This window comes from Streptosporangium sp. NPDC023963 (assembly GCF_040639135.1).
In the GTDB taxonomy this organism is placed as follows: domain Bacteria; phylum Actinomycetota; class Actinomycetes; order Streptosporangiales; family Streptosporangiaceae; genus Streptosporangium.
In genome coordinates this window covers 200,417-224,703 of record NZ_JBEZZK010000005.1, presented here as the reverse complement: position 1 = coordinate 224,703, position 24,287 = coordinate 200,417, and the positions used below count along the sequence as shown (strand labels likewise).

Annotated in this window: 19 protein-coding genes and 1 tRNA gene; 8 read left to right on the top strand and 12 right to left on the bottom strand. The window is 72.2% G+C overall.

The features are described from left to right. Window positions 1-159: 159 nt before the first annotated feature. The 11 genes from AB0F88_RS18680 to mfd form a co-directional block, all read right to left on the bottom strand. A tRNA-Leu gene (locus tag AB0F88_RS18680) sits at window positions 160-232 on the bottom strand. A gap of 202 nt (window positions 233-434) precedes the next feature. Continuing rightward, window positions 435-1,775: an NAD(P)/FAD-dependent oxidoreductase gene (locus AB0F88_RS18675; protein ID WP_362684934.1), complete on the bottom strand. Its 1,341-nt coding sequence runs from the start codon at window positions 1,773-1,775 to the stop codon at window positions 435-437. Between the two features lie 147 nt (window positions 1,776-1,922). Then, a complete protein-coding gene (locus AB0F88_RS18670; protein WP_362684931.1) occupies window positions 1,923-2,723 on the bottom strand; it encodes a uracil-DNA glycosylase in 801 nt (266 codons plus the stop codon). A gap of 201 nt (window positions 2,724-2,924) precedes the next feature. Continuing rightward, entirely contained in the window at window positions 2,925-4,025 is a 1,101-nt protein-coding gene (locus AB0F88_RS18665; protein ID WP_362684928.1) for a hypothetical protein, read from the bottom strand. Between the two features lie 213 nt (window positions 4,026-4,238). Then, window positions 4,239-5,198: a Ppx/GppA phosphatase family protein gene (locus tag AB0F88_RS18660; RefSeq protein ID WP_362684925.1), complete on the bottom strand. Its 960-nt coding sequence runs from the start codon at window positions 5,196-5,198 to the stop codon at window positions 4,239-4,241. Then, window positions 5,195-5,743, bottom strand: coding sequence for a DUF501 domain-containing protein (locus AB0F88_RS18655; RefSeq protein ID WP_362684922.1), 549 nt, complete (start codon window positions 5,741-5,743; stop codon window positions 5,195-5,197). The genes AB0F88_RS18660 and AB0F88_RS18655 overlap by 4 nt, the downstream gene beginning before the upstream one ends. A 40-nt stretch (window positions 5,744-5,783) precedes the next feature. Beyond that, window positions 5,784-6,194: a septum formation initiator family protein gene (locus AB0F88_RS18650; protein WP_362684919.1), complete on the bottom strand. Its 411-nt coding sequence runs from the start codon at window positions 6,192-6,194 to the stop codon at window positions 5,784-5,786. A 228-nt stretch (window positions 6,195-6,422) separates the two neighbouring features. Then, entirely contained in the window at window positions 6,423-7,700 is a 1,278-nt protein-coding gene (gene eno / locus AB0F88_RS18645) for a phosphopyruvate hydratase (RefSeq protein ID WP_350971782.1), read from the bottom strand. Between the two features lie 292 nt (window positions 7,701-7,992). Continuing rightward, the gene (locus tag AB0F88_RS18640; RefSeq protein ID WP_362684916.1) at window positions 7,993-8,937 is read right to left on the bottom strand and encodes a MazG family protein; all 945 of its coding nucleotides are present in this window, start codon (window positions 8,935-8,937) and stop codon (window positions 7,993-7,995) included. 9 nt (window positions 8,938-8,946) lie between these two features. Next, window positions 8,947-9,591: a SurA N-terminal domain-containing protein gene (locus AB0F88_RS18635; RefSeq protein ID WP_362684913.1), complete on the bottom strand. Its 645-nt coding sequence runs from the start codon at window positions 9,589-9,591 to the stop codon at window positions 8,947-8,949. A 27-nt stretch (window positions 9,592-9,618) separates the two neighbouring features. Next, window positions 9,619-13,161 (bottom strand): transcription-repair coupling factor, encoded by a 3,543-nt coding sequence (gene mfd / locus AB0F88_RS18630; protein WP_362684910.1) that lies wholly within the window; start codon window positions 13,159-13,161, stop codon window positions 9,619-9,621. A gap of 153 nt (window positions 13,162-13,314) precedes the next feature. Here mfd and AB0F88_RS18625 point away from each other — a divergent pair, with 153 nt between their 5' ends. Continuing rightward, complete coding sequence (locus AB0F88_RS18625) at window positions 13,315-14,043, top strand: methyltransferase domain-containing protein (RefSeq protein ID WP_362684907.1); 729 nt, start codon at window positions 13,315-13,317, stop codon at window positions 14,041-14,043. A gap of 118 nt (window positions 14,044-14,161) precedes the next feature. After that, entirely contained in the window at window positions 14,162-15,391 is a 1,230-nt protein-coding gene (gene cysC / locus AB0F88_RS18620) for an adenylyl-sulfate kinase (protein WP_362684904.1), read from the top strand. 216 nt (window positions 15,392-15,607) lie between these two features. Here the strand turns inward: cysC and AB0F88_RS18615 are convergent, their stop codons facing one another. Continuing rightward, window positions 15,608-16,753 carry a hypothetical protein gene (locus tag AB0F88_RS18615; protein ID WP_362684901.1) on the bottom strand — a complete coding sequence of 382 codons (1,146 nt, stop codon included), beginning with the start codon at window positions 16,751-16,753 and terminating at the stop codon, window positions 15,608-15,610. A 282-nt stretch (window positions 16,754-17,035) separates the two neighbouring features. Between AB0F88_RS18615 and AB0F88_RS18610 the strand changes: the two genes are divergently transcribed. The 6 genes from AB0F88_RS18610 to AB0F88_RS18585 all read left to right on the top strand — a co-directional run bounded on the left by AB0F88_RS18610 (window position 17,036) and on the right by AB0F88_RS18585 (window position 24,223). Further along, the gene (locus AB0F88_RS18610; protein WP_362684898.1) at window positions 17,036-18,583 is read left to right on the top strand and encodes a Wzz/FepE/Etk N-terminal domain-containing protein; all 1,548 of its coding nucleotides are present in this window, start codon (window positions 17,036-17,038) and stop codon (window positions 18,581-18,583) included. After that, complete coding sequence (locus AB0F88_RS18605; RefSeq protein ID WP_362684895.1) at window positions 18,580-19,872, top strand: hypothetical protein; 1,293 nt, start codon at window positions 18,580-18,582, stop codon at window positions 19,870-19,872. Before AB0F88_RS18610 ends, AB0F88_RS18605 begins: the two co-directional genes overlap by 4 nt. Further along, window positions 19,869-21,053, top strand: coding sequence for a hypothetical protein (locus AB0F88_RS18600; protein ID WP_362684892.1), 1,185 nt, complete (start codon window positions 19,869-19,871; stop codon window positions 21,051-21,053). Before AB0F88_RS18605 ends, AB0F88_RS18600 begins: the two co-directional genes overlap by 4 nt. After that, window positions 21,050-21,907, top strand: coding sequence for a sulfotransferase (locus AB0F88_RS18595; protein WP_362684889.1), 858 nt, complete (start codon window positions 21,050-21,052; stop codon window positions 21,905-21,907). Before AB0F88_RS18600 ends, AB0F88_RS18595 begins: the two co-directional genes overlap by 4 nt. Then, window positions 21,895-23,202, top strand: a complete 1,308-nt coding sequence (locus AB0F88_RS18590) for a polysaccharide biosynthesis C-terminal domain-containing protein (RefSeq protein ID WP_362684886.1) — start codon at window positions 21,895-21,897, stop codon at window positions 23,200-23,202. The genes AB0F88_RS18595 and AB0F88_RS18590 overlap by 13 nt, the downstream gene beginning before the upstream one ends. A gap of 79 nt (window positions 23,203-23,281) precedes the next feature. Next, complete coding sequence (locus tag AB0F88_RS18585; protein WP_362684883.1) at window positions 23,282-24,223, top strand: sulfotransferase; 942 nt, start codon at window positions 23,282-23,284, stop codon at window positions 24,221-24,223. The last annotated feature ends 64 nt before the right edge of the window (window positions 24,224-24,287 follow it).

Sequence of the window (24,287 nt, the reverse complement as noted above, 5' to 3'; positions counted from 1 at the left end):
AAAGCTGATCACATTTAGGTAACCGCAAAAGTTTTGCGGGCGCATTTGGGATGGACGGCCGTGGCCGTTCGGCGCCGGTCGCGGACGGCCGGATAACGAGGAAAGGCCCACGACCGAGTTTTCACTGGTCATGGGCCTTGTTCGGCAGATCGTCATGAGTGCCCCCGGAGGGACTCGAACCCTCACTCGAACCCTTTTAAGGGGTTTGCCTCTGCCATTGGGCTACGGGGGCGCCGTAATCATACGTAACGGACCACTCATGCGTAACTGCTCAAGGCAACCGTCGCATCACTTTCATTGGAAACCCGTGGATCAGCTCGGCTTCGGAGGGGCCCGGTCAAGGAATAGCACACCGCGGGGAACGGCGAACCCGGAGGTGGGCCTCGTCGCCCACCTCCGGGTTCGGGAGCCGGATCAGCCCTCCGGGAGGGTGTTCAGTTCGTCGCCGCGGCGCGGAACTCCGTGCGCGGCTCCTCGATCTCCCCCAGGGAGACGGTCTCGCGCTTGAAGAAGAGCGCCAGGGTCCAGTCGGCCGTCACGCGGACCTTGCGGTTGACGGTGGGCACCCGCGACAGGTGGTAGGTGCGGTGCATGAACCACGCGGCGAGCCCGCGGAGCTTGATCCCGTAGACGTTGGCGACGCCCTTGTGCAGGCCCAGACCGGCGACGGATCCGACGTACCTGTGCCGGTAGTCGGCGAGCTCCTGCCCCCTCAGGCTCCGGGTGATGTTGTCCGCGAGGACCTTGGCCTGCCGCACGGCGTGCTGCGCGTTGGGCGCGCAGTACTGGCCGGGGTCGGTCAGGTCGGGCACCCCCGCCACGTCTCCGGCCGAGTAGGCGTCCACGACGCCGGCCACGGTCAGGCGGGAGGTCGTCTTGATCCGGCCGCGCTCGTCGAGCGGCAGGTCCCCGGCGTTGACGACCGGGCTGGGCTTGACCCCCGCGGTCCACACGATGGTGGCGGCCTCGAACTCCTCGCCGTCGGAGAGCTTGACCAGGCCGCCCTCGCAGGACTCGAGGCGGGTGTTCATCTTGACCTCGATGCCGCGCTCGCGCAGCTGCTCGGCGGTCCACGCGCCCATCTCGGGGCCGACCTCGGGGAGGATGCGGTCGGTGGCCTCGACGAGGATCCAGCGCATGTCCTCGCGGGAGATGTTCCGGTAGTAGCGGGTGGCGTCGACCGCCATGTCCTCCAGCTCGGCGAGCGCCTCGACGCCCGCGAAACCCCCGCCGATCACGACGAAGGTCAGGGCACGCCTGCGCAGGGTCTCGTCCTCGTCGCTCTCGGCCCGGTCGAGGAGCTCGAGCACCCGGTTGCGCAGCGCGATCGCCTCCCCGACCGTCTTGAAACCGATCGCGGCGTCGGCCAGGCCGGGGATGGGGAGCGTACGGGAGATCGATCCGGCGGCCATGACCACGATGTCGTAGCCGATCTCGTGCGGCGTGCCGACGTTGGGGGCGAAGGTGACGGACTTGGCCGCGTGGTTGACCTTGGAGACCTTGCCGTTGAGGATCGTCGCCTTCGAGAGCACGCGGCGGAGCGGGACGACCACGTGCCGGGGCGAGAGGTTGCCCGCTGCGGCCTCGGGGAGGAACGGCTGGTAGGTCATGTGGGATTCGGGGGTCAGGACAGTGATGCGCACGCTTCCTTCGCGGAGTTCCCTGCGGAGGGTGTGCTGCAGGCGCAGCACGGTGTAGAGGCCGACGTAGCCTCCACCGACGACCACGATGTGCTTGGAGTTGCGGTTCACTTCGACGCCATCCTTAAGTTTCATAGCTTGTGAAACCTTTCACAAGCATACGCTCGGGCCTCCGATCACGCCAGCCGCCCTATGGGCAATCTGGCCAGAATTTCCGCTACCGGCTAGAAACACCCACTCTTCTCGGCAGAATTCCCGCCGATCTTCTCTTTGTGATCGAGTTCACAAGTCGCGAAGCGCGTTCGCCCTGGTGAAGAGGTCGTCGAGCATCAGCGCGGTCACCCGGCCGGTGAAGGTGTTCTGCTGGCTGGGGTGATAGCAGCCGAGAAGATGCGCGGAACTTCCCAGGGGAGAGGTGATCTCCACCTCGGCGCCGTGCCCGAAGGGCGGTCTCGGCCGCGGCAGGGCGTACCCGGCGTCCTTCAGCGCGGGCCAGATCGCCTGCCAGGCGAAGCCTCCCAGCGCGACGACCACCCGTACGTGCGCCGAGACCAGGGCGACCTCGCGGGACAGCCAGGGGAAGCAGGCGGACCGCTCGGCGGGCTCGGGTTTGTTGGCGGGGGGAGCGCACCGGACCGCCGCCACCATCCGGGCGCCGATGAGCCGCTGGCCGTCCCCGGCGCGAAGGCTGGTCTCCTGTACGGCCAGGCCCGTCCGGTACAGCGAGGCGAACAGCCAGTCGCCGCTGCGGTCGCCGGTGAAGATCCTCCCGGTCCTGTTGCCGCCGTGCGCCGCCGGTGCCAGCCCGACGATGAGGATCTCGGGCCTCTCGTCGCCCCACCCGGCGATGGGCCGGCCCCAGTAGGTCTCCTCGGCGAACGCCCGCCTCTTGACCGTCGCCACCTCCTCACGCCACTCCACCAGGCGCGGGCAGGCCCGGCAGACCGACTGCGCGGCCGTGAGCTCCGCGAGGGTACGGCTCTCCCCCGCGAGTTTCCGCACCTCGGCGGGGTCGTGCGCGACCGGGGTGTCGGGACGGGCGGGATCGCCGGGCCAGCCGGATCCGGGAGGAACGTGGGTCATCCTTCGATGGTGCCCGACGCGGGAGACCGCGAGGTCCGTACCCGGCCGCTCGCTCCGCGCGGACTCCGGGACGCGGACTCCGGAAGGCAGGCGCGGAAACGCGAGAGGCGGCGCCCGCTGGGTGCGGGCGCCGCCTCTCGTCTCACTCGGGACGCGGCCCGGCGTCAGCCGCCGGGCGCGCTACCTCGACCTACCGTGCCATCAGGCGCTGGTGGTAGCGGTGGTGGTCGGGGTGGGAGTGGGGGTGGGGGTGGGGGTCGGCGTGGGGGTCGGAGCGACCTTGCAGACGACCTTGGCCACCACGGTGCCGGTGGTCGGGCCACCGGCGATGTCGATCGCGCGCTTGGACTCACCGGACGCCGAGGCGCTCCAGGTGTCGGTCACGCCCTGACTCTGCGAGCCGTGACCGGTGAAGTGGGCGTACTTCCAGTCGCCCGCCACACCGTCACGGATCCAGCGGTACCTCACGGTGGTGCGACCGCTCGCACTGATCGTGCCGCTGAACGTACGGGCCGTCGGGCAGGTGCCCTCGTAGGCGGCCGGGGCGTCGACGGAGGCCCAGACCTTCGGCGACGTGTCCTTGCACCAGATCTTGAAGTAGGCGCGGTTGGAGGAGGCCTCCACCGGGCCGACGATCTGCAGCGAGGCCCAGCCCCTGAAGTCGTCACGGGGCCTGATCACGTGGAAGACCTTGCGCGAGCCGTCGACGCGGACGGAGTCACGGTCGACGACGTGGCCGTTGACGACCCAGCGGTAGTGCACCCAGCGGACGCCGGAGGCGTGGATGCGACCGACCAGGACGGCCTTGCAGTTGCCCTCGTCGACCCACACGTGGGCGCCGACGCGGGGGGTGACGATCTCGTGCTTGTCCTCGTCAGAGCCACAGGCGACCGAGAAGTAGCCCTTCGAGGACTTCACGCCGCGCGGGGCAAGGACCTGGATGGCCTGCCAGCCCTTGACGTTGCCCTTGAAGGTGGCCTTCTCCTTGACGATGAAGCTCTTGACGCCCTTGCCGCGGAAGGTGAAGGACTTCACCTTGCCCTTGGAGCCGTCTCCACGCAGCCACCGGTAGGCGACCGTGGTCTTGCTCTTGACGGCCTTCACCTTGATCTTCGAGGAGAAGGTCACGTTGACGGGGCACTCACCCGCGTACTTCGCGGGGGAGGCCTTGGGGGTGCCGGCAGAGACGGCGGGCCGCGGCTTGGCGGCGACCGAGGCCACCTTCCCCGCCTGGCTCGATCCACTGGCCGCCGCTGCGGGCGTGGCCAGCATGCCTACTGCCATGGTTGCCAGCATGGCCACGCTGGCTCCTGCTGCGGCTAGCTTGCCTGCTAGTCCGGACTTCATGAGGGGATGCTCCGTTCGTTGGGAAGCAAGATCGCTCGAGAGACGGTTGCCGCCCCGGCAACAGCTGTGCCGGGCCCCACGGCAAAGCCTCACTAAAGCTTCTTTACCTAACCATAAACGGGAAGCTTTCCTCAATACTCCCTAAACAGGTGAATTGTCTAGGTCTTGTTATGAATCGGCGAGCGACCACGCGATACCGTCGAGGATGTCGTGCTCACTGGCGACTACGTCGCCGAAGCCGTACCGGGTCACTATCCGGTCCAGGATGAGCGCGCCCGCCCCGATCACGTCGACCCTTCCGGGATGCATGAGGGGAATCGCCGCCCGGCGTTCAACGGTCATTCCAAGCAAACGCTCGGCGATGTCATGCACTTGACCTGCGGAAATTCGCGAGTGGTGAATTTTCTCCGGATCGTATTCCGGCAGGTCGAGCGCTATTCCGGCGACGGTGGTGACGGATCCGGCGAGCCCGACCATCGTCAGCGCCCGCTCCACGGGCACCTCGGCCGCGACCCGGTCGAGCGCGTCGTCGATGTCGGCGGTCATCGCCTCGATCGCCTCCGCCGACGGAGGGTCGCCCGCGCCGCGCAGGTGGCGCTCGGTCAGCCGCACACACCCGATGTCGACCGACAGCGCGGCCTCCACGTGCGTCGAACCGAGCACGAACTCGGTCGAGCCGCCGCCGATGTCGACCACGAGGTACGGCGGGCGGGTGCCGTCGGGGGCGGGCAGGCCCGTCTCGTACGAGAACCGCACCAGGTCGCGGGTGGCCCCGGCGAACGACAGCTCCGCCTCCTCCGCGCCGGTGATCACCTCGGGCTCGACCCCGAAGATGTCGCGCACGCCGTCGACGAAGTCCTGCCGGTTGGCGGCGTCTCTCGTCGCGCTGGTGGCGACCACGCGGACCGCGGAGGCCCCGTGCCGGTCGATGAGCCCGGCGTAGCCGCGCATGGCCGCGAACGTGCGCTCCAGGGCCTCGGGCGCCAGCCTGCCGGTCTCGTCGACCCCCTGGCCCAGCCGGACGATCTCCATCCGGCGCTCCAGGTCGATCAGCCTGTCCCTGCCGATGTCGGCGACGAGCAGGCGGACGGAGTTGGTGCCACAGTCGATCGCGGCGACGCGGATCACTCGGTCTCCTTCGTGGTCGGTGCCGCGGCTCGGGCACACGGTGCTACGTCCTGGGCGACGCACGGCCCGGCGGACCACCAGTCGCCGAGCGCGTCGAGGGCCTCGCGGCCGAAGGGGTTGCTCCCCGGAACCGCCAGCTCGTGCCCGACCAGGGCGTGCAGGCACTTCACCCGGGTGGGCATGCCCCCGGTGCTCTGCATGTCGCGGGGCAGCGGCTCCAGGCCGGCCTCGGCGGCGGCCCTGTCGCGGCGCGCCACGTAGTCGTCGTGGGCGGCCCGGTACGACTCGGCCAGCTCCGGATCGTCGGCGAGCCTGGCCTGCATGTCCCGCATCAGCCCCGAGGTCTCCAGCGTGCCGATGGCCGAGGCGGCCCGGGGGCAGGTGAGGTAGAAAAGGGTCGGGAAGGGCGATCCGTCGGGCAGTCTCGGGGCGGTCTCGACGACGTCGGGAAGCCCGCACGGGCAGCGGTGCGCCACCTCGCGCAGTCCTCGCGGCGCCCGGCCGAGCTGTCGCTCCACCGCCGCCACGTCGCGATCATCAACCATTCGTGACACCCCCTGAAAGACGACACCCAGGGTATCGGCGTCACCCGGCGGCCTTGGCCGCCTTCTGCCCCCTGCCGCTGTCGGCGGCCTTGACCGAGTCCCACAGCGTCTCGTACCACGGCGGCCTGGCGACGGCCTTGCGCTCGCCGGCCGTGCCCTTACCCGGCGAGGGAGAGCCTCCCATGACGACGTAGCACTTCTGCCCGGGGTCGCAGTAGAAAAGGCGCTCCCTGCCCTGCCGCTTGATGAAACCGGGGTCGAGGAGCTGCTTGGCGCGGTCGTCCAGGGCCTTGATCGCGGCGATCTCCCTGGCCTTCTCCTGCTCCAGCTGGGCGATCTGGCGGCGCTGGGCGACGTACTCCCTGATGGGGTAGGCGAGGCTCATCGCGATCGCGCACACCACGATCGCGAGCACCGCGGCCCGTCCCGTCAGCTGCGGCCGTGTCGCCATGCGCCCTCCTCCGTCTCCACGCTCTCGTGGCGTCGTCCACCGTGCCCCGCGCGGTGGACGCGACACCGGCGGGGACCGATCCCCCCGCGTCGATCCGGTATCGATCTTTCGTTCCGGTCCCCGCGCGCGGGCCCCCTCGCCGGGGTCGGGGCGGGGAGACCGGCACTCGTGCACGGTGCGGCCGGTGGTGCGGCTCGCGCCCGGGCGGGCGCGAGCCGCCAGACGAAACTACCGCCGGAAGCGCGGGAAGGCGGCGCGACCCGCGTAACGGGCCGCGTCGTCCAGAAGCTCCTCGATGCGGAGCAACTGGTTGTACTTGGCCACCCGGTCGGAGCGGGCCGGGGCGCCGGTCTTGATCTGGCCGCAGTTGGTGGCCACGGCGAGGTCGGCGATCGTGGTGTCCTCGGTCTCGCCGGAACGGTGGCTCATCATGCAGCGGTACCCGCTGCGGTGGGCCAGGTCCACGGCGTCGAGGGTCTCGGTCAGGGTGCCGATCTGGTTGACCTTGACCAGCAGCGCGTTGGCGGTGCCCTCGGCGATGCCGCGGCCCAGGCGCTCCGGGTTCGTCACGAACAGGTCGTCGCCGACCAGCTGGACCTTGTCGCCCAGGGCGCGGGTGATGGCGTTCCAGCCCTCCCAGTCGCTCTCGTCCAGCGGGTCCTCGATGGAGACCAGCGGGTAGTTCGCGACCAGGTCCTCGTAGAAGGCGATCAGCTCGGCGGCGGACAGGCCCTTGCCGTCGATGGTGTAGACGCCGTCGGAGTGGAACTCGGAGGCGGCCACGTCGAGGGCGAGCCCGATGTCCTCGCCCGCGACGTACCCGGCCTTCTCGATGGCGACCAGGATCAGGTCGAGCGCGTCGCGGTTGGAGGGCAGGCTGGGCGCGAAGCCGCCCTCGTCGCCGAGGCCGGTGGCGTAGCCCTTCTCCTTCAGCACGGACTTGAGGGCGTGGTAGACCTCGGTGCCCATCCGCACGGCCTCGCGGAACGTCTCCGCCCCGATCGGGGCGATCATGAACTCCTGGATGTCGACGTTGCTGTCGGCGTGCGCGCCGCCGTTCAGGATGTTCATCATCGGCACCGGCAGCACGTGCGCGTTCGGCCCGCCGAGGTAGCGGAAGAGCGGCAGCTCGGCGCTCTCCGCGGCGGCCTTGGCCACGGCGAGCGAGACGCCCAGGATCGCGTTGGCGCCCAGGCGGGCCTTGTTGGGGGTGCCGTCCAGGTCGATCATGACCTGGTCGATGCTGCGCTGCTCGGCGGCGTCGAACCCGAGGATCTCGTCGGCGATCTCGTCGGTCACGCCGAGAACGGCCTTCTCGACGCCCTTGCCGCCGTAGCGCTCGTCGCCGTCGCGCAGCTCGACGGCCTCGAACTGGCCGGTGGACGCGCCGCTGGGAACCGCGGCACGCCCCTGGCTGCCGTCGTCCAGGAGGATGTCGACCTCGACCGTCGGGTTGCCCCGGGAGTCAAGGATCTCTCGGGCGGTGACGCCCTCGATGGAAGCCACGAAGCGCTCCTAAAGTCGCAGGACAGTTTGCCTCAGAAGCCTACCGAGACCTACTTACCGGTACGGCGGCCGGGACGTTTCCGAACGGTGATCGTAAAGAGTCCGGCAGGGTTCGCCCGGCCGGGGCGGGGAGACGACCCGGCCGCGCACCGCTCAGGATCGGCGGAGCGCCCGGCCTCGCCTCGGCGTCCGCCGGGGCCCGGCAGGACCCGCCCCGGAGCGGCCCCGGAGGAGCCTCAGGGGCGGCCCCGGAGCGGCCCCGGAGTGGCCCTGGAGCGGCCCTGGAGCGGCCTCAGAGCGGCTGGGCGCGGACCTGGTCGCGGTAGGCGCGGGCCACCGCGCGCAGCTCGGCCTCCGGGTCGAGCCCGGCCTCCCCCGCCTGCCGTACGAGCTCGAAGAGCCTGGCCCCCAGGCCGTCGGCGGGAACCCCCTCGGGGAGGGCCGCGGAGGCTCCGGCGCGCTCGGCGCGGCGCAGGAGCTGCGCGGCGAGGGAGAGAGCGGGCTGGCCCATCGGGACGCCGTCGACGGCCGAGCCCGGGTCGCCGCCGTTCTTGGCCGCCCGCTCGGCGGCCTTGATGGTCTCCCAGTTGGCGCTGACCTCGCCCGCGCCCTCCACCCGGGTGTCGGCGAAGACGTGCGGGTGGCGGCGGACGAGCTTGGCGACGATCCCCTCGGCCACGTCGTCGACGTCGAACCCGTCGGGCCGGTCGCTCGCGACCCGCGCGTGGAAGGCCACCTGCAACAGCAGGTCGCCCAGCTCCTCGCGCAGCGCGGCGTGGTCGCCCTCCTCGATGGTCTCCAGCACCTCGTAGGCCTCCTCGATGAGGTACGGGGCGAGGGACTCGTGGGTCTGGCGGGCGTCCCACGGGCACTCGACCCGGAGGCGGTCCATCACCGAGACCAGGTCGAGCAGCCGGGCGCCCGGCAGGTCGTACGAGCCCGGCACGACCTCGATCACCGGCGGGTCGTCGAGCGCCACGGCGGCGTAGCCGATGGAGCGCATCAGCGCCTCGTCGGCCTCCAGCCACACGACGGTCGCCGCCCCGGCCTCGCGGACCAGCGCGGCCGGGTCGGGGACGACCACCTCGACGTCGACCCCGGCTTCTGCCAGGTAGGGCAGGTGCGGGTGGTCGGCGGACCCGGTGCGCACCGGGCCCTCCTCGAGGACCCGCCACGCGCGGCGGCTGAGCAGCCCCGGGGCGACCCGGGGCGAGGTGGTGACGACGATCAGCGGCATGCCCGGAGGCTACTGCTGCGGCGGCGCGGGCGGCGCGTCGGCGGGGCCGGGGGCGGCGGGGGCGCCGAAACGGCCGGCGTCGACGAAGACGCTCGGCTGCTGCTCGCTCCGCTGCTGGTTCGGCGTGCCGTACCGGGGGTTCCAGGTGATCGGCACGGCCTGCAGGTCCTTGATCGCCTGCTGCTGGCCGCGCTGCAGGGCGGCCTCGTCCGTGCCGCCGCCGTACTTGGCGATGAGCTTGCTGAACAGGAGCTGCGCCCGGATGAAGGGACGCATCTGCGAGGGGGCCACCGCGTTCTGGAGCAGCTGCTGCTCCAGCTTCTGCATGCCGCCCTGGCCGGCGACCAGCTGGTCGATCTCGCCCTCGGTGACCGTCATGCCCTTGCTCTCCGCGACCTTCGCGAACTGCTTGGCGTTGGCCAGCTGGAAGAGCACGAGCTGCGGGACGCTGTCCTGGAACTTGAGGTCCGCGGGGGTGACCTTGGCCTTGGCCAGTGCCGCCTCGTACTCGCGCACGTTCCTGTCCAGCTCACCGGAGCTGATGCGCTCCCCGCCCACGACGGCGGCGGCGCCGGCCTGGTTCGGAGAGCAGGCGGTCAGCGCGACACCGGCGGCGGCGACCGCCAGGATGACGCGAATTCGAGTCGACTTCACATGCGTTCCCTTCACGACAAACGCCGCTTACTCTACCCGCACCGTTTCGAGGAACATCGCCTCGACGAGATCACCGCACCACTTGAGCAGGTCCAGATCGCGCAGCGGCTGGCCGCCGAGGGGCCTGGTCTTGGGCACCGGCACCAGCAACGTACCGGCCGCCTGCTTCAGCAGCGCCTTCGGGTAGAGCCTTTGCAGCCTGACCTGCTGGGAGTCCTTCAGGTCCACCGGCGCGAACTTGATGTTCTGCCCCTGCAGGGTGACGTCGGTGAGCCCGGCGCGGCGGGCGCGGATGCGGAAGCGGGCGACCTCCAGCAGGTTCTCCACCTGCTGGGGCGGCCGGCCGTACCGGTCGACGAGCTCGTCGCGCACCGCGCCGATGTCGGAGTCGGAGCCGATCCCGGCGATCCGCTTGTACGCCTCCAGCCGCAATCGCTCGGAGGTGACGTAGTCGTGCGGGATGTGGGCGTTGATCGGCAGCTCGACCTTGACGTCGGGCCGCTCGTCCTCCTGGTAGGTGCCCGCCAGCTTCGCCTTCTGCTCCTGCACGGCCTCGGCCATCATCCGGACGTACAGGTCGAAGCCGACGCCCGCGATGAAGCCCGACTGCTCGGCGCCCAGGATGTTGCCCGCGCCGCGGATCTCCAGGTCCTTCATCGCGACGTACATGCCCGCGCCCATCTCGGTGTGCTGGGAGATGGTGGCCAGGCGCTCGTGGGCGGTCTCGGTGAGCGGCTTCTCCGGCGGGTACAGGAAGTAGGCGTAGCCGCGCTCGCGGCCCCGGCCGACCCGGCCGCGCAGCTGGTGGAGCTGCGACAGGCCGTAGTTGTCGGCCCGGTCGACGATCAGGGTGTTGGCGTTGGGCACGTCCAGGCCGGACTCGACGATCGTGGTGCAGACGAGCACGTCGAAGTCCCGCTCCCAGAAGCCCACCATGATCTTCTCCAGCTGGTGCTCCTGCATCTGGCCGTGCGCGACGGCGATCCTCGCCTCGGGCACGAGCTCGCGCAGCATCGCGGAGACCTTGTTGATGCTGGCCACCCGGTTGTGGACGAAGAAGACCTGGCCGTCGCGCATCAGCTCGCGCCGGATCGCGGCGCCGATCTGCTTCTCGTCGTACGGGCCGACGAAGGTGAGGATCGGGTGCCGCTCCTCCGGCGGGGTGAGGATCGTGGACATCTCCCTGATGCCGGTGAGGCCCATCTCCAGCGTGCGGGGGATCGGGGTGGCCGACATGGCCAGCACGTCGACCTGGGTGCGCAGGTGCTTCATGGCCTCCTTGTGCTCGACGCCGAACCGCTGCTCCTCGTCGATGATGATCAGGCCGAGCTGCTTGAACCTGACCTCGGGCGAGAACAGCCGGTGCGTGCCGATCACGATGTCGACCGAGCCCTCGCGCAGGCCCTCCATGGTCGCCTTGACCTCGCCGTCGCTCTGGAACCGCGACAGCGGCCGCACGTTCAGCGGGAACCCGGAGAACCGCTCGGCGAAGGTCGACATGTGCTGCTGCACCAGCAGCGTGGTCGGCACCAGGACGGCCACCTGCTTGCCGTCCTGCACCGCCTTGAACGCCGCCCGCACCGCGATCTCCGTCTTGCCGTAGCCCACGTCGCCGCAGATCAGCCGGTCCATCGGGATCGGGCGCTCCATGTCGCGCTTGACCTCGTCGATGGCCTCCAGCTGGTCGCCCGTCTCGGCGTACGGGAAGGCGTCCTCCATCTCCCGCTGCCAGGGGCTGTCGGGCGCGAAGGCGTGTCCCGGCGAGGCCATCCGGGCGGAGTACAGGCGGATCAGCTCCCCGGCGATCTCCTTGACCGCCTTCTTGGCCTTGGTCTTGGCCTTGGCCCAGTCGGCGCCGCCCATCCGGTTGAGGGTGGGCGACTCGCCGCCGACGTAGCGGGTGACCTCGTCGAGCTGGTCGGTCGGCACGTAGAGCCGGTCGCCCTTGGCGTACTCGATCACCAGGTACTCGCGGGTGGCGCCCTGCACGGTCCGCTGCACCATCTCGACGTAGCGGCCCACGCCGTGCTGCTCGTGCACGACGTGGTCGCCGACCTTGAGCTGGAGCGGGTCGACCATGTTGCGGCGCCGGGAGGGCAGCCGCCGCATGTCCTTGGTCGACGCCTTCTGGCCGACCAGGTCGAGGTGGGTCAGCACGGCCAGCGTCGGGGTCACGAACCCGTGCTCGACCAGGCCCGTGGTGACGTGGACGACCTTCCTGTCGGGCACGGCGTCGAGGCCCGGCTCCAGGCGCGCGGGCAGGTCGACGCCCTTGAGCAGCTCGACCATGCGCTCGGCGGGGCCGTGGCCCTCGCTCAGCAGGACGACGACCCGGTCGGAGTCGAGCCAGCCCTTGATGTCCGCCAGCGCCCGCTGGGTGTCGCCCCGGTAGGACTCCACCTCGCGCGCTCCCAGCGCCTGCCCGCCGCCCGGCTCGGCGTCGTCGGTGCCGGCGCCGAACGGTGCGAGCGACCACCAGGGCTGGCCGAGTCCCCGCGCGTGGTCACGGACCTCCTCCAGGTCGCGGAACGCCGCCGCGCCCAGGTCGATCGGCGCCTCGCCGCCGGACGCCGCGTTGATCCAGGACGCCTCCAGGAACTCCTGGCTGGTCCGCACCAGCTCGTCGGCGCGCCCCCGGATGCGCTCCGGGTCGCACACGAAGATCGCCGCCTGTCCCGGCAGGTGGTCGATGAGCAGGTCCATCTCCCCGGCGAGCACCGGCGCGAACGCCTCCATGCCCTCCATCGGCACACCCTCGGCCAGTTGCTCCAGGATCTCGGCCAGCGAGGGGTGCGCCTCGGCGAGCTCCCTCGCCCGCTCCCTGACGTCGGCGGTCAGCAGCAGCTCCCGGCAGGGGGCGGCGAACAGCCCGTCCTCGGACACCTCCAGCGAACGCTGGTCGGCGACCTTGAACCAGCGGATCTCCTCGACGGTGTCGCCCCAGAACTCCAGCCGCAGCGGGTGCTCCTCCGTGGGCGGGAAGACGTCCAGCAGGCCGCCCCTGACCGCGACCTCGCCGCGCTTCTCCACCATGTCGACCCGGTGGTAGCCGTTCTCCACGAGGCTGTGGACGACGGTGTCGAGATCGGCGTCGTCCCCGGCGCGCAGCCGCACCGGCCGCAGGTCGCCCAGACCCTGGACGATCGGCTGGAGCAGCGCCCTGACCGGCGCGACGACCACGTGCAGCGGCCCCGCCGAGTGGTCGCCCTCGACCGGGTGCGCCAGCCTGCGCAGCACCGCCAGCCGCTGCCCCACGGTGTCGCTGCGCGGCGACAGGCGCTCGTGCGGGAGCGTCTCCCAGGCGGGGAAGACCGCGACGGTGCTCTCGTCCAGGAGGCTGGTGAGGGCCGAGGCGAGATCCTCGGCCTCGCGCCCGGTGGCGGTCACCGCGAGAACGGTCCTGGCCGCCCCCTTGGCCCCCTCCCTGGCCAGCGCGGCCACCGCGAAGGGGCGCAGCGCCGGCGGCGCGACCAGCGACACGTCGGACGAGTCGCCCCCGCGCACGTCCTGAAGAAGGGAAGCCAGCTCAGGCTCCCCGGCGACAAGGTCCAGAAGTCCGGAAAGACTCATCAGATTCGCCCACAGCCCCACGACGGCAACACGACAACCCCGGGCCGGGAAGACACGGGGGGTACCTGCTCAAGGCTACTTGCCCGGGCACCCGCTCTCGCAAAGAGTGGTAAATGCGCGACGAATCGTGCTGAGTTGACTACTCTCGGTTACATGTCAGAGGTGAGGTCGGTCGTCGCTCGCGACGACTTGTTGAGTCAGCGGATCAGGGAGCAGTGGAGCAGCCAGCTCGGCCGGCGGCTCGACATCCTGATCGCCGGGTGCGGATGGCCGGAACCGCTCGACCTGGCGCAGACGGAGTCCAGGGTCATCGGGATCGACGAGGACCTGCCCGTGTTGCGCAGGAGCACGTCCGCCCGCAAGGACCTGGACTCCTGGGCGCTGGGCGACCTGCGCTCGGTGCCGGTGCCCCCGCGGGCGTTCGACATCGTCTACGTGTCGTTCCTGCTGGAGCGGATCGAGCACTCCGAGCTGGTGCTCGACCGGTTGCTGACCGGTCTGCGCCCCGGCGGGCTGCTGCTGGTCAGGATGCGCGACCGGGCCTCGGCGTACGGGGCGTGCGACCGGCTGGCGCCGGCGAGGCTGCGGCGGGCGGTGTGGCGCAGGTTCGCCCCCGCCGGGACCGTGGGCCCGCTGCCCGCCGTCTACGAGCAGATCGCCTCGCGCGAGGGGATGCACTCCTTCTGCCTGGTGCGCGGGCTGATGGTGACCGAGGACATCTCCGCCAGCAGCGGGTCCGCGCTCCGCGGGCCTCTCGGTAAGCTTGCCCGCGCCGCCTGCTCGGTGGTGGAGGCCCTCTCCAGGGGAAGCCGGCCCGCGTCTCACGACGAGATAACCATGGTGATCCGCAAGCCCCAGAGCCATTTCGCCCGGTTGATCTGAGATCCACCGGGCCGGGGCGCCCGGGATTCACCGGACCGGTGGATCCCAGGCTCGCCGGACAGGGGCCCATCGTGAGCGGGCGAGGCAGGAAAGTCCGACGATCACGATGGTGGAGCAGATGACGGCGCCTTTCGAGTGGACCCCCGACGCCCGCGAGCTGGCCGACCTCGAGCTGCTGCTCTCCGGCGCCTTCAGACCGCTGGCGGGCTTCCTGAGCTCGGCGGACGCGCACGCCGTGGACGAGCGCGGCACGCTCGCCGACGGCACCCCGTGGCCCGCGCCGGTCACCCTCACCCTGCCGGACGACCACCCGGCCTCCCCCGGCGACCGGATCACCCTGCGCGACCCCGAGGGCGCGGCGCTCGCCGTGCTGACCGTCACCGGGCGCGAGAACGGCTTCGTCGCCGGCCCCGTCGAGCCCCTGGACGCCCCCGAGCACGGGCCGTTCGCCCGGCTGCGCCGTACCCCGGCGCGGGTCCGCGAGGAGCTGGGCGGGCGGGAGTCGGTCCTGGCCGTCACCATGCGCGGGCCGCTGGGCGACCTCGGCGAGATCATCGCGACCGCGCAGGAGCTGGAGGCGTCGATCCTGCTGCTCCCCCTGGCGTACGGCGAGGGCGGGCCCGCGGTGGTCCGCGCCGCGCTCAAGGCGCGCGACGGGCTGCCCGAGGACACGCTCGTGGCGGTGGTGCCGCTGGCGCCCAGGGAGCCCGCCATCGACCTGGAGCTGCGCGAGCGGGTGGCCGAGGCCTACGGCGCGACCGAGCACCTGGCGGGCCCCGAGCCCGTGACGCTCCCCGGCCCCCCGCACCGCCGCGGGCTGGTGGTCTTCTTCACCGGCCTGTCCGGCTCCGGCAAGTCGACCGTCGCCCGGGGGCTGCGCGACGCGCTGCTGGAACGCGGCAGCCGCACGGTGACCTACCTCGACGGCGACGTGGTCCGCCACCTGCTGTCGGCGGGGCTGACCTTCTCCAAGGAGGACCGCGACCTCAACATCCGCCGCATCGGCTTCGTCGCCGCCGAGGCCGCCAGACACGGCGGGCTGGCGATCTGCGCGCCCATCGCGCCCTACGCGGCCACCCGCGAGGAGGTGCGGGAGATGGTCGAGGCCGTCGGCGCCGACTTCCTGCTGGTCCACGTGTCCACCCCCCTGGAGGAGTGCGAGCGCCGCGACCGCAAGGGGCTCTACGCCAAGGCCCGCGCGGGGCTCATCCCCGGGTTCACCGGCATCTCCGACCCGTACGAGGAGCCGGACGACGCCGACCTGGAGATCGACACCACCGGCATCAGCGTGGACCGGGCGGTGCACCAGGTGCTCGACCCGCTGATCCAGGGCGGCTGGATCCGGTGACCTGAGCCCGACGGCCAGGATCCGGCGGTCCGGGCCCGGTGGTCCGGGCCGTCCCGCACGGCGTCGACGCCCTGCCGGTCCCCGCCGGTCCCCTGCCGGTCCCCTGCCGCTCGCCGGTCCCTCGCCGCCGTGCGAGGGGCCCGGATCCGCGCCCGCGGCAGGGCCCGGCGGCCGTGGCCGGCGGTGCGGCGAGGGACCGGCGGGGTGCGGCGGGGGTCAGCCGGCGGGGACGGCGGCGTTGAGGCGCGCGTCGCGGGCGAGCTCACCGAAGGCCCTCCGGCCGCCGGGCGTGGTGTCGAACCGGGTGTCGCCCCGGGGGGCGCGCGGCGAGTCGAAGTAGATCATGGCCTTGATCTGCGGATAGTCGCCGATCTCCCGGCGCACCGAGGCGAAGAACGACTCCTTGAACCCGGGCCTGTCGTGACGCTCGAAGACGCCCCATTCGGCGAGCATGACGGGCTTGTCGGGGAAGCGTTCCCGCATCCACCGGTAGAACCCGTGCCACCGGGGGAACTCCGGACGGGTCTTGTTGACCAGCCCGTCGAAGCTGTGGACCCGGTGGTCGACGTAGGGGTCCATCGCCACCCAGTCGACCACGTCGTCACCGGGGTGGAGCTTCTCGAACCAGGGTTCGGACGCCCAGTTGGGCGCGCCCATGTAGGTCATCACCGTGACCGCGTTGGTCACGCCCCCGTGCCGCAGGCGCGTCACCACGTGCCGGAACATCGCGGCGTAGTCGGCCGCAGTCATCCCCTTGCCGCGGGCCTCCCGCACGTCGTCCTCCGGCTCGTGGTGGACGGTGAGGAAGAACTTCTCGGGGAAGGTCCTCACGATGTGGGCGGCCAGCCGGTCGATCCGCGCGTCCAGCGCCCCGTGGGCGATCTGCTCCCAGGTGTGGTCGAGGGACGGCTTCCAGTTGACCAGCAGGAGCCTGCGGCCGTCCGGGTCGCGGGCGATCGCGCGCTCCGCGGGCGTCGGGAAGAGCTCGTCGCCCCGGTGGTAGACGTGCATGATGTCGGCCGGCCGGCCCATGCGCCTCTCCGCCCTCTCCAGGGCCCGTCCGGGAGGCCTCCCCGTGAAGATCTCCGGCGCGATGCCCCACCAGGCGCCGCAGGAGGGGACGAGCTTGCCGCTAACCTCGCAGGCCGCCCGGGACGGCCCGGCGGACGGGTCCGGCGCGCCTGCGGCTCCCGGCGCGTCCGGGGCCTTCCCCGCGCCCGCGGCGTTCGAGGCCCGGCCGCCCCCGCTCAGCCCCGCGATCCCCAGCGCGAGGGTACCCAGCCCCAGCGCCAGGACGAGGCCGGAACCGGCGATTCTTACTACTCGCGGAATTACCTCTATAGCGGCATTTGTCTGATGCACCGGTTCCTCACAGATGTCGCGCGTACGCATTCATGGACGGTCCTCGACCATCACGGGGGAACACCTTCCCATCGCCCGGACGTGCCTCGTCCCTGACTTTGCCGGTCCGTGCCGTAGCCCCCGGGCGGACGACAGGAAATATCGGATAAACGGCTGTTATCTCCCTGTGATTAGCAGGAGCAACGCGAAGAAAATCTTGTGTATCGGTTCGGGGAAATGGAAACCCGACCTATAGTTCCTAGGGTTCCCAGCGTCTGTTCGCCGGAGAGGCACCAGCGACATATGAGCCCGTCACCGGACGCTCCCGTCCGCCGCGGAGGCGAGGATCTGGCGGACTACGCGTCGCTTCTCCGCCGCCGGTGGCCGATCGTCCTCTCCCTGTTCCTCGCCGGAACCGGTTGTGGCCTCGCCCTGCTGTGGCTCACCCCGGCCTCCTACACCGCCTCCGGGCAGGTCCTGGTGACCGCGACCGGCTCGCAGGAGCAGACCAACCAGGTCACCGCCCGCCAGCGCGAACCGCTCAACCTCGACACCGAGGCCCAGGTGGCCCGCTCCGCGGTGGTCGCGGCGAAGGCCCGCCGGCTGTTCGGCGGCCTTCCCTGTGCCGCGGAGGTCTCGGTGCCGCCAAACACCTCGGTTCTGGAGATCTCCTGCAGCGCCGCCGATCCGAAGGCCGCGGCCTCGGGCGCGAACGCCTACGCCCTCGCCTACCTGGCCCAGCGCCGCGAGTCCTCCACCCAGATGCTCTCGGCTCAGCTCAAGGCCGTGCTGCTCAAGCTGCGGCAGACCAACGCGGGTCTCACCAAGGTCGCCACCGAGCTTCCCGGCCTCGGCAGGGGGACCACCGAGCGGGCCCTGGCCCTCCAGCGGCAGAACGTCCTCGCCCGCCAGGCTCACAGCCTCACCGCCAGGTACGACGCCCTCAAGACCGTCGCCGTCACCCCCGGCTCCGTGATCAGCCAGGCGGTGGCACCGGCCGGGCCCACCGCTCCCCGACCGCCCCTCTACCTGGGCAGCGGCCTCATGGCGGGACTGCTGTGCGGGGTCGGGGTCGCCTGGCTCCGCGAGCGCCTCGACACCGCCCTGCGAACCGCCGCCGACGTCAGGCGCCTGACCGGCCTCGACGCCGTCAACAGCGGGGAGACGCCCGACCTGGCGGGCGCGGTGCTCGTGGTCGCCGTACCCGGCACCTCCTCGCGCGAGGTGAAGGACGCCGTACGGGCCCTGAACGAACGCGGGGTTCCCGTGGTCGGCGCGTTCGTCATCGGCGACGAGGCCCCGCCGTTCCCCGCGTCTCCCCCCGCGCGGGTTCCGGGCGTCTCGCAGGCACCGCGGGCTCCCCACCTCCCGCAGGCCCCGCTCGGCTCGCAGCTCCCGCACGTCTCACAGGCTCCGCACGTCTCACAGGCTCCGCACATCCCGCACGCCTCGCCCCCGCCGCGGTCCGGCGGGACGCGAGAGCGCGAGAGCCTCCCGAGGAGGGCGGGGCGACCTCTCGCCGGCCTGGCGAGCGGCGTGCCGGGCGGCGTGGCGAACGGCGTGGCGAACGGCGTGCCGGGCGGCGTGCCGGGCGGCGTGGCCATCCCCGAGCCGCCCGGCGAGAAGCCGGAGGCACCCGCCCGCCCGGGAGCGCACGGGATCAGCGGGACCGGGGTGACCGGGACGAGCGGCGCGAGCGGCGCGAGCGGCGACGGAGCACACGGGGCGAGCGGGGCGCACGGGGCGCACGGATCAGCCGAGGCGTCGGAGGCGCTGCTCGCGTCCCGGGCGTACGGGAACGTTCCACCCGTCCGGCAGGCCGCAGGCGGGCGGAGGGGGCGCAGGTCGTGAGAGGACCGCGTCCGGCCGCCTGGCCGATCGCCGCGCTCCTGGTGGGATACCCGGTCTGGTGGGCGCTCGGCTTCGGGGGCCTGTCGGTGATCGTGGTGGCCCCGGCGATGGCGCTGGTCCTGTGGCGGAGACGGCCGGTCAGGGCGCCGCGCGGCTTCGGCCTCTGGCTGCTGCTCCTGGCGGGTTACCTGATCAGCGCGCTCATGCTCGGCGAGATGCCGCCCGGCACCTACGGCGAGTTCGGCGCCGGACGGTTGATCGGCTACCTGATGCGCCTGTGCCTCTACGTCTCACTGTTGATCATGGTGCTCTATCTGGGAAACCTGACGGAGGAGGAGCTCCCGCAGCTCACCCTGGTGCGGATGCTCGGCGCGCTGTTCCTCACGACCGTCGCGGGCGGCCTGCTGGGCGTGCTCGCCCCGCGCGCCGAGTTCACCTCGCCGGTCGAGATGCTCCTCCCCGGCTGGATCAGCGGCAACCCCTTCGTCCACAACCTGATCCACCCCACCGCCGCCCAGATGCAGAGGGTCCTCGGCCACGCCTCGCCGCGCCCCGAGGCGCCGTTCGAGTGGGCCAACGCCTGGGGTGGCAACCTCTCGGTGCTGCTCGTCTGGTTCGTGGTCGGCTGGTGGGTGTACGGCGGGCCGCGCAGGCGCCTGGCGGTGGTGCCGCTGGTCGCGCTGGCCGCGATCCCCGTCGTCTACTCGCTCAACCGCGGCCTGTGGATCGGGCTCGGGGTCGCCGCCGCGTACGTCCTGCTCCGCCTGGGCACACGGGTCCGCGTCGCGACCTGCGCGGCCCTGACCGCCGGGGCGCTGGTGTTCGCCCTCAGCCCGCTGCAGGCGATGGTGGCCCAGCGGCTCGACAGCCCGCACAGCAACGACATCCGCGCCTTCACCGTCTCGGCGACCCTCGCCGCCGCGGGCACCGCGCCGCTCGTCGGGTACGGCAACACCCGCAACGCCACGGGCAACCACCGGACGATCACCACCGGCAAGAGCGGGTGGTGCCCCACCTGCGGCCACCCGCCGCTGGGCGGGGACGGCCAGCTCTGGCACCTGATGATCACGCAGGGTTTCACGGGGGCCGCGCTCTACGTGGCGTTCTTCGCGGGGGCCGTCCGCCGACACTGGCGTGACCGGAGCCCGATCGGCCTGGCCGGGGTCCTCGTGATGATCCTCACCCTCCTCTACATGTTCGTCTACGACGGGCTGGTCACCCCGCTCAGCCTGTACCTCGTCTCGTTCGCGCTGCTCTGGAGGAACTCGATGGCGAGCACGGCCGCATGAACGACGCCCGCGCCCGTCTGCGCTACCTGGACCAGACTCTCGACCTGCTGTTCCCCGGCCCCGGCGACCCGATCCCGTACACCCTGCTCCCGCACCGCCTGCTCCCCCGCAGGCTGGTCCCCCGCGCGTGGTGGCACCCCGGCGGGAGGGTCACCGTGCCGTCGGGGCGGGACGGCATCGAGAGCCACCTGAGCGAGGTGTTCGGCACTCCCGTCCGCGTCACGCTGCGCGTGCGGCCGGCCCGGCGGGCCAACCGCAAGCCGATCCTGGAGGCGCGCACCGCCGACGGGCCGATCGCCTTCGTGAAGATCGGCGACACCGACCTGACCCGGGAGCTCGTCGCCCACGAGGCGCGGACGCTCGGCCTGCTCGCCGGGGTGCCGCTGAAGACCGTCGTCCCGCCCGCCGTGCTGCACCACGGATCCTGGCGCGGCCTGTCCGTGCTGGCGCTGACGCCGCTTCCGGTACGGCGGGGGCGGATACCCGGCGACGTCCTCACCGACGCGATCGCCGAGATCGCCCGCATTCCCGGGGGCCATGTCCCGGAGCGCGCTCCCCTCGGCGGCCCTGCCGAAGGAAACCCGGGCCGAGGTCTCCCGGAACGGGATCTCCCTGGCCGAAGTCTCCCCGAACAAGGTCTCCCTCTCCCGGGCCGGGAAAACCCGGCTCCGGGAGACCCGCTTCCCGGAGGCGCCCGTGCCGACCGGGCCCTCGGAAACGCCGCCGGCCCCAGGCAGGCCTCCGGAAACCCGGCTCCAGCCGGTTCGCCTCCCGGAGACGCCCTCACGAACCGAGGTCCCGAAGAGCCGTCCGAAGAGCGGTTGTTCTCCTGGCACGGTGACCTGACGCCGTGGAACATCTCGCGCGGGCCCGACGGGCGGCTGCTGGTCTGGGACTGGGAGCGGTTCGGCACCGGGGTTCCGCTGGGCTTCGACGCCGTCCACCACTTCTTCCAGCGGGCGCTGCGCCGCGACGACCCCGCCACAGCGGCCAGGGCCTGCGTGGCGCGGGCCCTGCGGATCCTGGCGCCGTTCGGGCTGTCGGCCGCAGAGTCCCGGCTGACCGCGCTCCGCTACCTGATCGCCCTCGCCGACCGCCACGCGGCCGACGGCCACGCGCCCCTGGGACCGCCGGAGCTCTGGCTCACCCCCCTCGCCGACTCCCAGGAGACCCTGCTGTGAAGCCCGCGTTGAAGCGTTCGATCCACGCGGCGTCGGGGGCCATAGGGCGCCTCACCTCGGGAAGCCGAGTGCTGCCCTCCTTCCTCATCATCGGGGCGCAGCGCTGCGGCACCACCTCCCTGTACCGCGTCCTGTCCCAGCACCCGCTCGTCCTGAAACCCGTCCTGCGCAAGGGCGTGCACTACTTCGACACGGCGTACGACCGGGGCCTGTCCTGGTACCGGGCGCACTTTCCGCTGCGGGCGTCGGCCTCCTGGCCGGCCCGCAGGTACGGCTGCCGGCCCCAGGCGTTCGAGTCGTCGCCCTACTACCTGTTCCACCCGCTGGCCGGTCCCAGGATCGCCCGCGACCTGCCGGGCGCGAAACTGATCGTGCTGGTCCGCGACCCCGTCGAACGGGCCTTCTCCGCGCACGCCCACGAGCTGGCCAGGGGCTTCGAGACGGAGCGGTCCTTCGCCAGGGCCGTACGGCTGGAGGAGGAACGGCTGGCCGGGGCGGAGGAGGCCCTGATCGCCTCGCCGCACTCGACGAACCTGGCCCACCGCCACCACGCCTACCTCGCCAGGGGCCGTTATGCCGAGCAGCTCGCCCGGCTGGAACCGCTGGTCGGCCGCGACCGGCTGCTCGTCCTCGACAGCGGCCGGTTCTTCGCCGAACCCGACCTCGTCTACGACCGCGTGCTGGCGTTCCTCGGGCTGCCGCACCTCGGCGACCCGGTGTTCGAGCGGCACAACACCCGGACCAGGCCCGGTCCCATGTCCCGCAAACTCCGCCGCGAGCTGAGGGCCCACTTCGCGGAGCAGGACACCCTGCTGACCCCGTGGCTGGGCGCGGAGCCGTCGTGGCGCCGCTGACCCCCACCCGCCTGGCGGGCCTGGCGGGCTTGAGGGGGGCCGCGCGGGGCGGGGCGGCGGGGCTGGCGGGAGCGGGGGCGGGGGCCGCCGCGCAGTTCCTGACGGTCGTGCTGGTCACCAGGGGGGTGGGGCAGGAGACGGCCGGTCTCTTCTTCTCCGGAACCGCCCTGTGCCTGATGGTCGCCGCGGTCCTGCGGCTGGACGCCGGGAACGGGCTCGTCTACTTCATCGCCAGGTCCAGGTCCTCCGGTCATCGCTGCGCCTCCGGCTACGTCCGCGCCGCGCTCGTCCCGGTCGCCTCGCTCTCGCTGGCGGCCGGCGCGACGGTCATCCTCACCACCTCCGACCCGGTGCTGCGGGTGCTGGCGGTGGCCCTGCCCGCGGTGGCGTGCTCGGGCGTCGCGGTGGGCGCGACCCGCGGGTTCGGCTCGATGCGGCCGACCGTGCTGCTGGACGGGGTGCTGCAGCCGGTGGCCCAGCTGCTCCTGGTCGGGGCGGTGGTGCTCGCGGGCCGCGACTCCGTGCCGCTGCTCGCCGCGGCGTGGGCGCTGCCGTACCTGCCGGTGCTGCTGCTGGCCTCGATCTGGCTGCGCCGGCGGTCGCCCCGGACCCCCTGCCCGCCGGGTATCGCGCGCGACCTGTGGCGCCACACCTGGCCCCGGTCGCTGGCGGCCGGGATCCAGGCGGTGTTCCAGCGGCTGGACGTCGTGATCGTGGCGCTGCTGGCCGGGCCGGCCGAGGCTGCCGTCTACACCGCCGCCACCCGTTTCAAGATCGTGGGTCAGCTGGCCGGCCAGGGACTGGCGCAGGCCACGCAGCCGAGGCTGGTGCGCGCCCTGGCCGGGGGCGACCTGCCGCGTGCCCGCGAGCTGTACCAGTCGGCCACCCTCTGGCTGGTCCTGCTGACCTGGCCGGTCTGGCTGGGGTACGCCGCGCTCGCGCCCTGGCTGCTCGGCGCCGTCTTCGGGGACGGCTACACCGGTGGCGCGCCGGTGGCGTTCGTGCTGGCCGCCACGATGATGCTCGCCACGGCGTGCGGGATGGCCGACGTCGTGCTGACCTCAGCCGGGCACACCGGGTCCAGCCTGGCCAACCTGGTCGCCGCGGTCGCGACGGCGGTCACGCTGGACCTGCTGCTGATCCCCTCGACGGGCTCGCTCGGGGCCGCCCTCGGCTGGGCGGGGGGCACGGTGGTCAAGAACCTGCTGCCGCTGTGGCGCATCCACCGCCTGTACGGCCTGCGCCCCTTCGGCACGCACAGCCGGACCGCCCTGAACCCCCGGCGGACACAGTGACCGCGCCGCCCGGCCGCCCCGGACGCCGTGCCCGCAGGCGGCCCGGCCGTTCCCAGGACCTGGACGGGAGGTGGGGGCCGTGACGCCGGTGCTGGTCACCGGCCTGCCCAGGACCGGGACGAGCTGGACGGGCAGGATGCTCGCGGCGAGCGGGGAGCTGGTCTACGTCAACGAGCCGCTCAACCCCGAACACCCGCCGGGCCGCTCCCCCGGCGTCCTCGACGCCGTGGTCGGCCACCGCTTCCAGTACATCTGCCCGGACAACGAGCGGGCCTGGCTGCCCGCCTTCGCCCGTACGGTCGCGCTGCGCTACGGATTCCTGGCGGAACTGCGCCGCAACCGGTCACCGTACGACCTGGCGCGGATGGTCCGGTACGGCACCGCGTTCACGCTGGGGCGACTGGGCGGGCGCCGGGCGCTGCTGGACGACCCGTTCGCGCTGTTCTCCGCCGGATGGTTCGCCGACCGGCTGGGCTGCCGGGTGATCGTCCTGTTGCGCGACCCGGTGGCGTTCGTCGGCAGCTGGCAGCGGCTCGGCTGGACGGTCTACTTCCACGAGCTGCTCGAACAGCCGTTGCTGGTGCGCGACCAGCGGCACCTGGAGGCGTTGCGCCCGCTGATCGGCTCCCAGGACCGCGTCGCCAAGGCCGTGGCCCTGTGGCGGGCGGCCGGGATCACCGCCGCCGACCTGGCCGACCGGCACCCGGGGATCATGCTTGCCCGCTACGAGGACCTGGCCCGTGACCCCCTGACGGGCTTTCGCCGCCTGTACGAGTGGGCGGGCCTGACCTGGTCGGCCCGCGCCGAGGAGCGCGTCCGCCGCGCGTGCACGGCCAGGGCGGGCGCGGCCGCGTCGGGCGCGGCCACCTCGGGCACGGGCCCCGGCGGCTTCGCCTGGAGCGGCTTGTCCCGCACGGCCTACCGGCCGATGGACTCGCGCCGCGCCCTCGCCGAGGCCGGTGCCCGGCTGAGCCCCGAGGAGGCCCTCCGGGTCAGGGAGCTGGCCTCCGCGAAACGCTGACGGCCGATCAGGGCGATGGCGATCGGGAAGCCCGGCGAAGGCCCCGGCACCGGCGCTTCAAAAC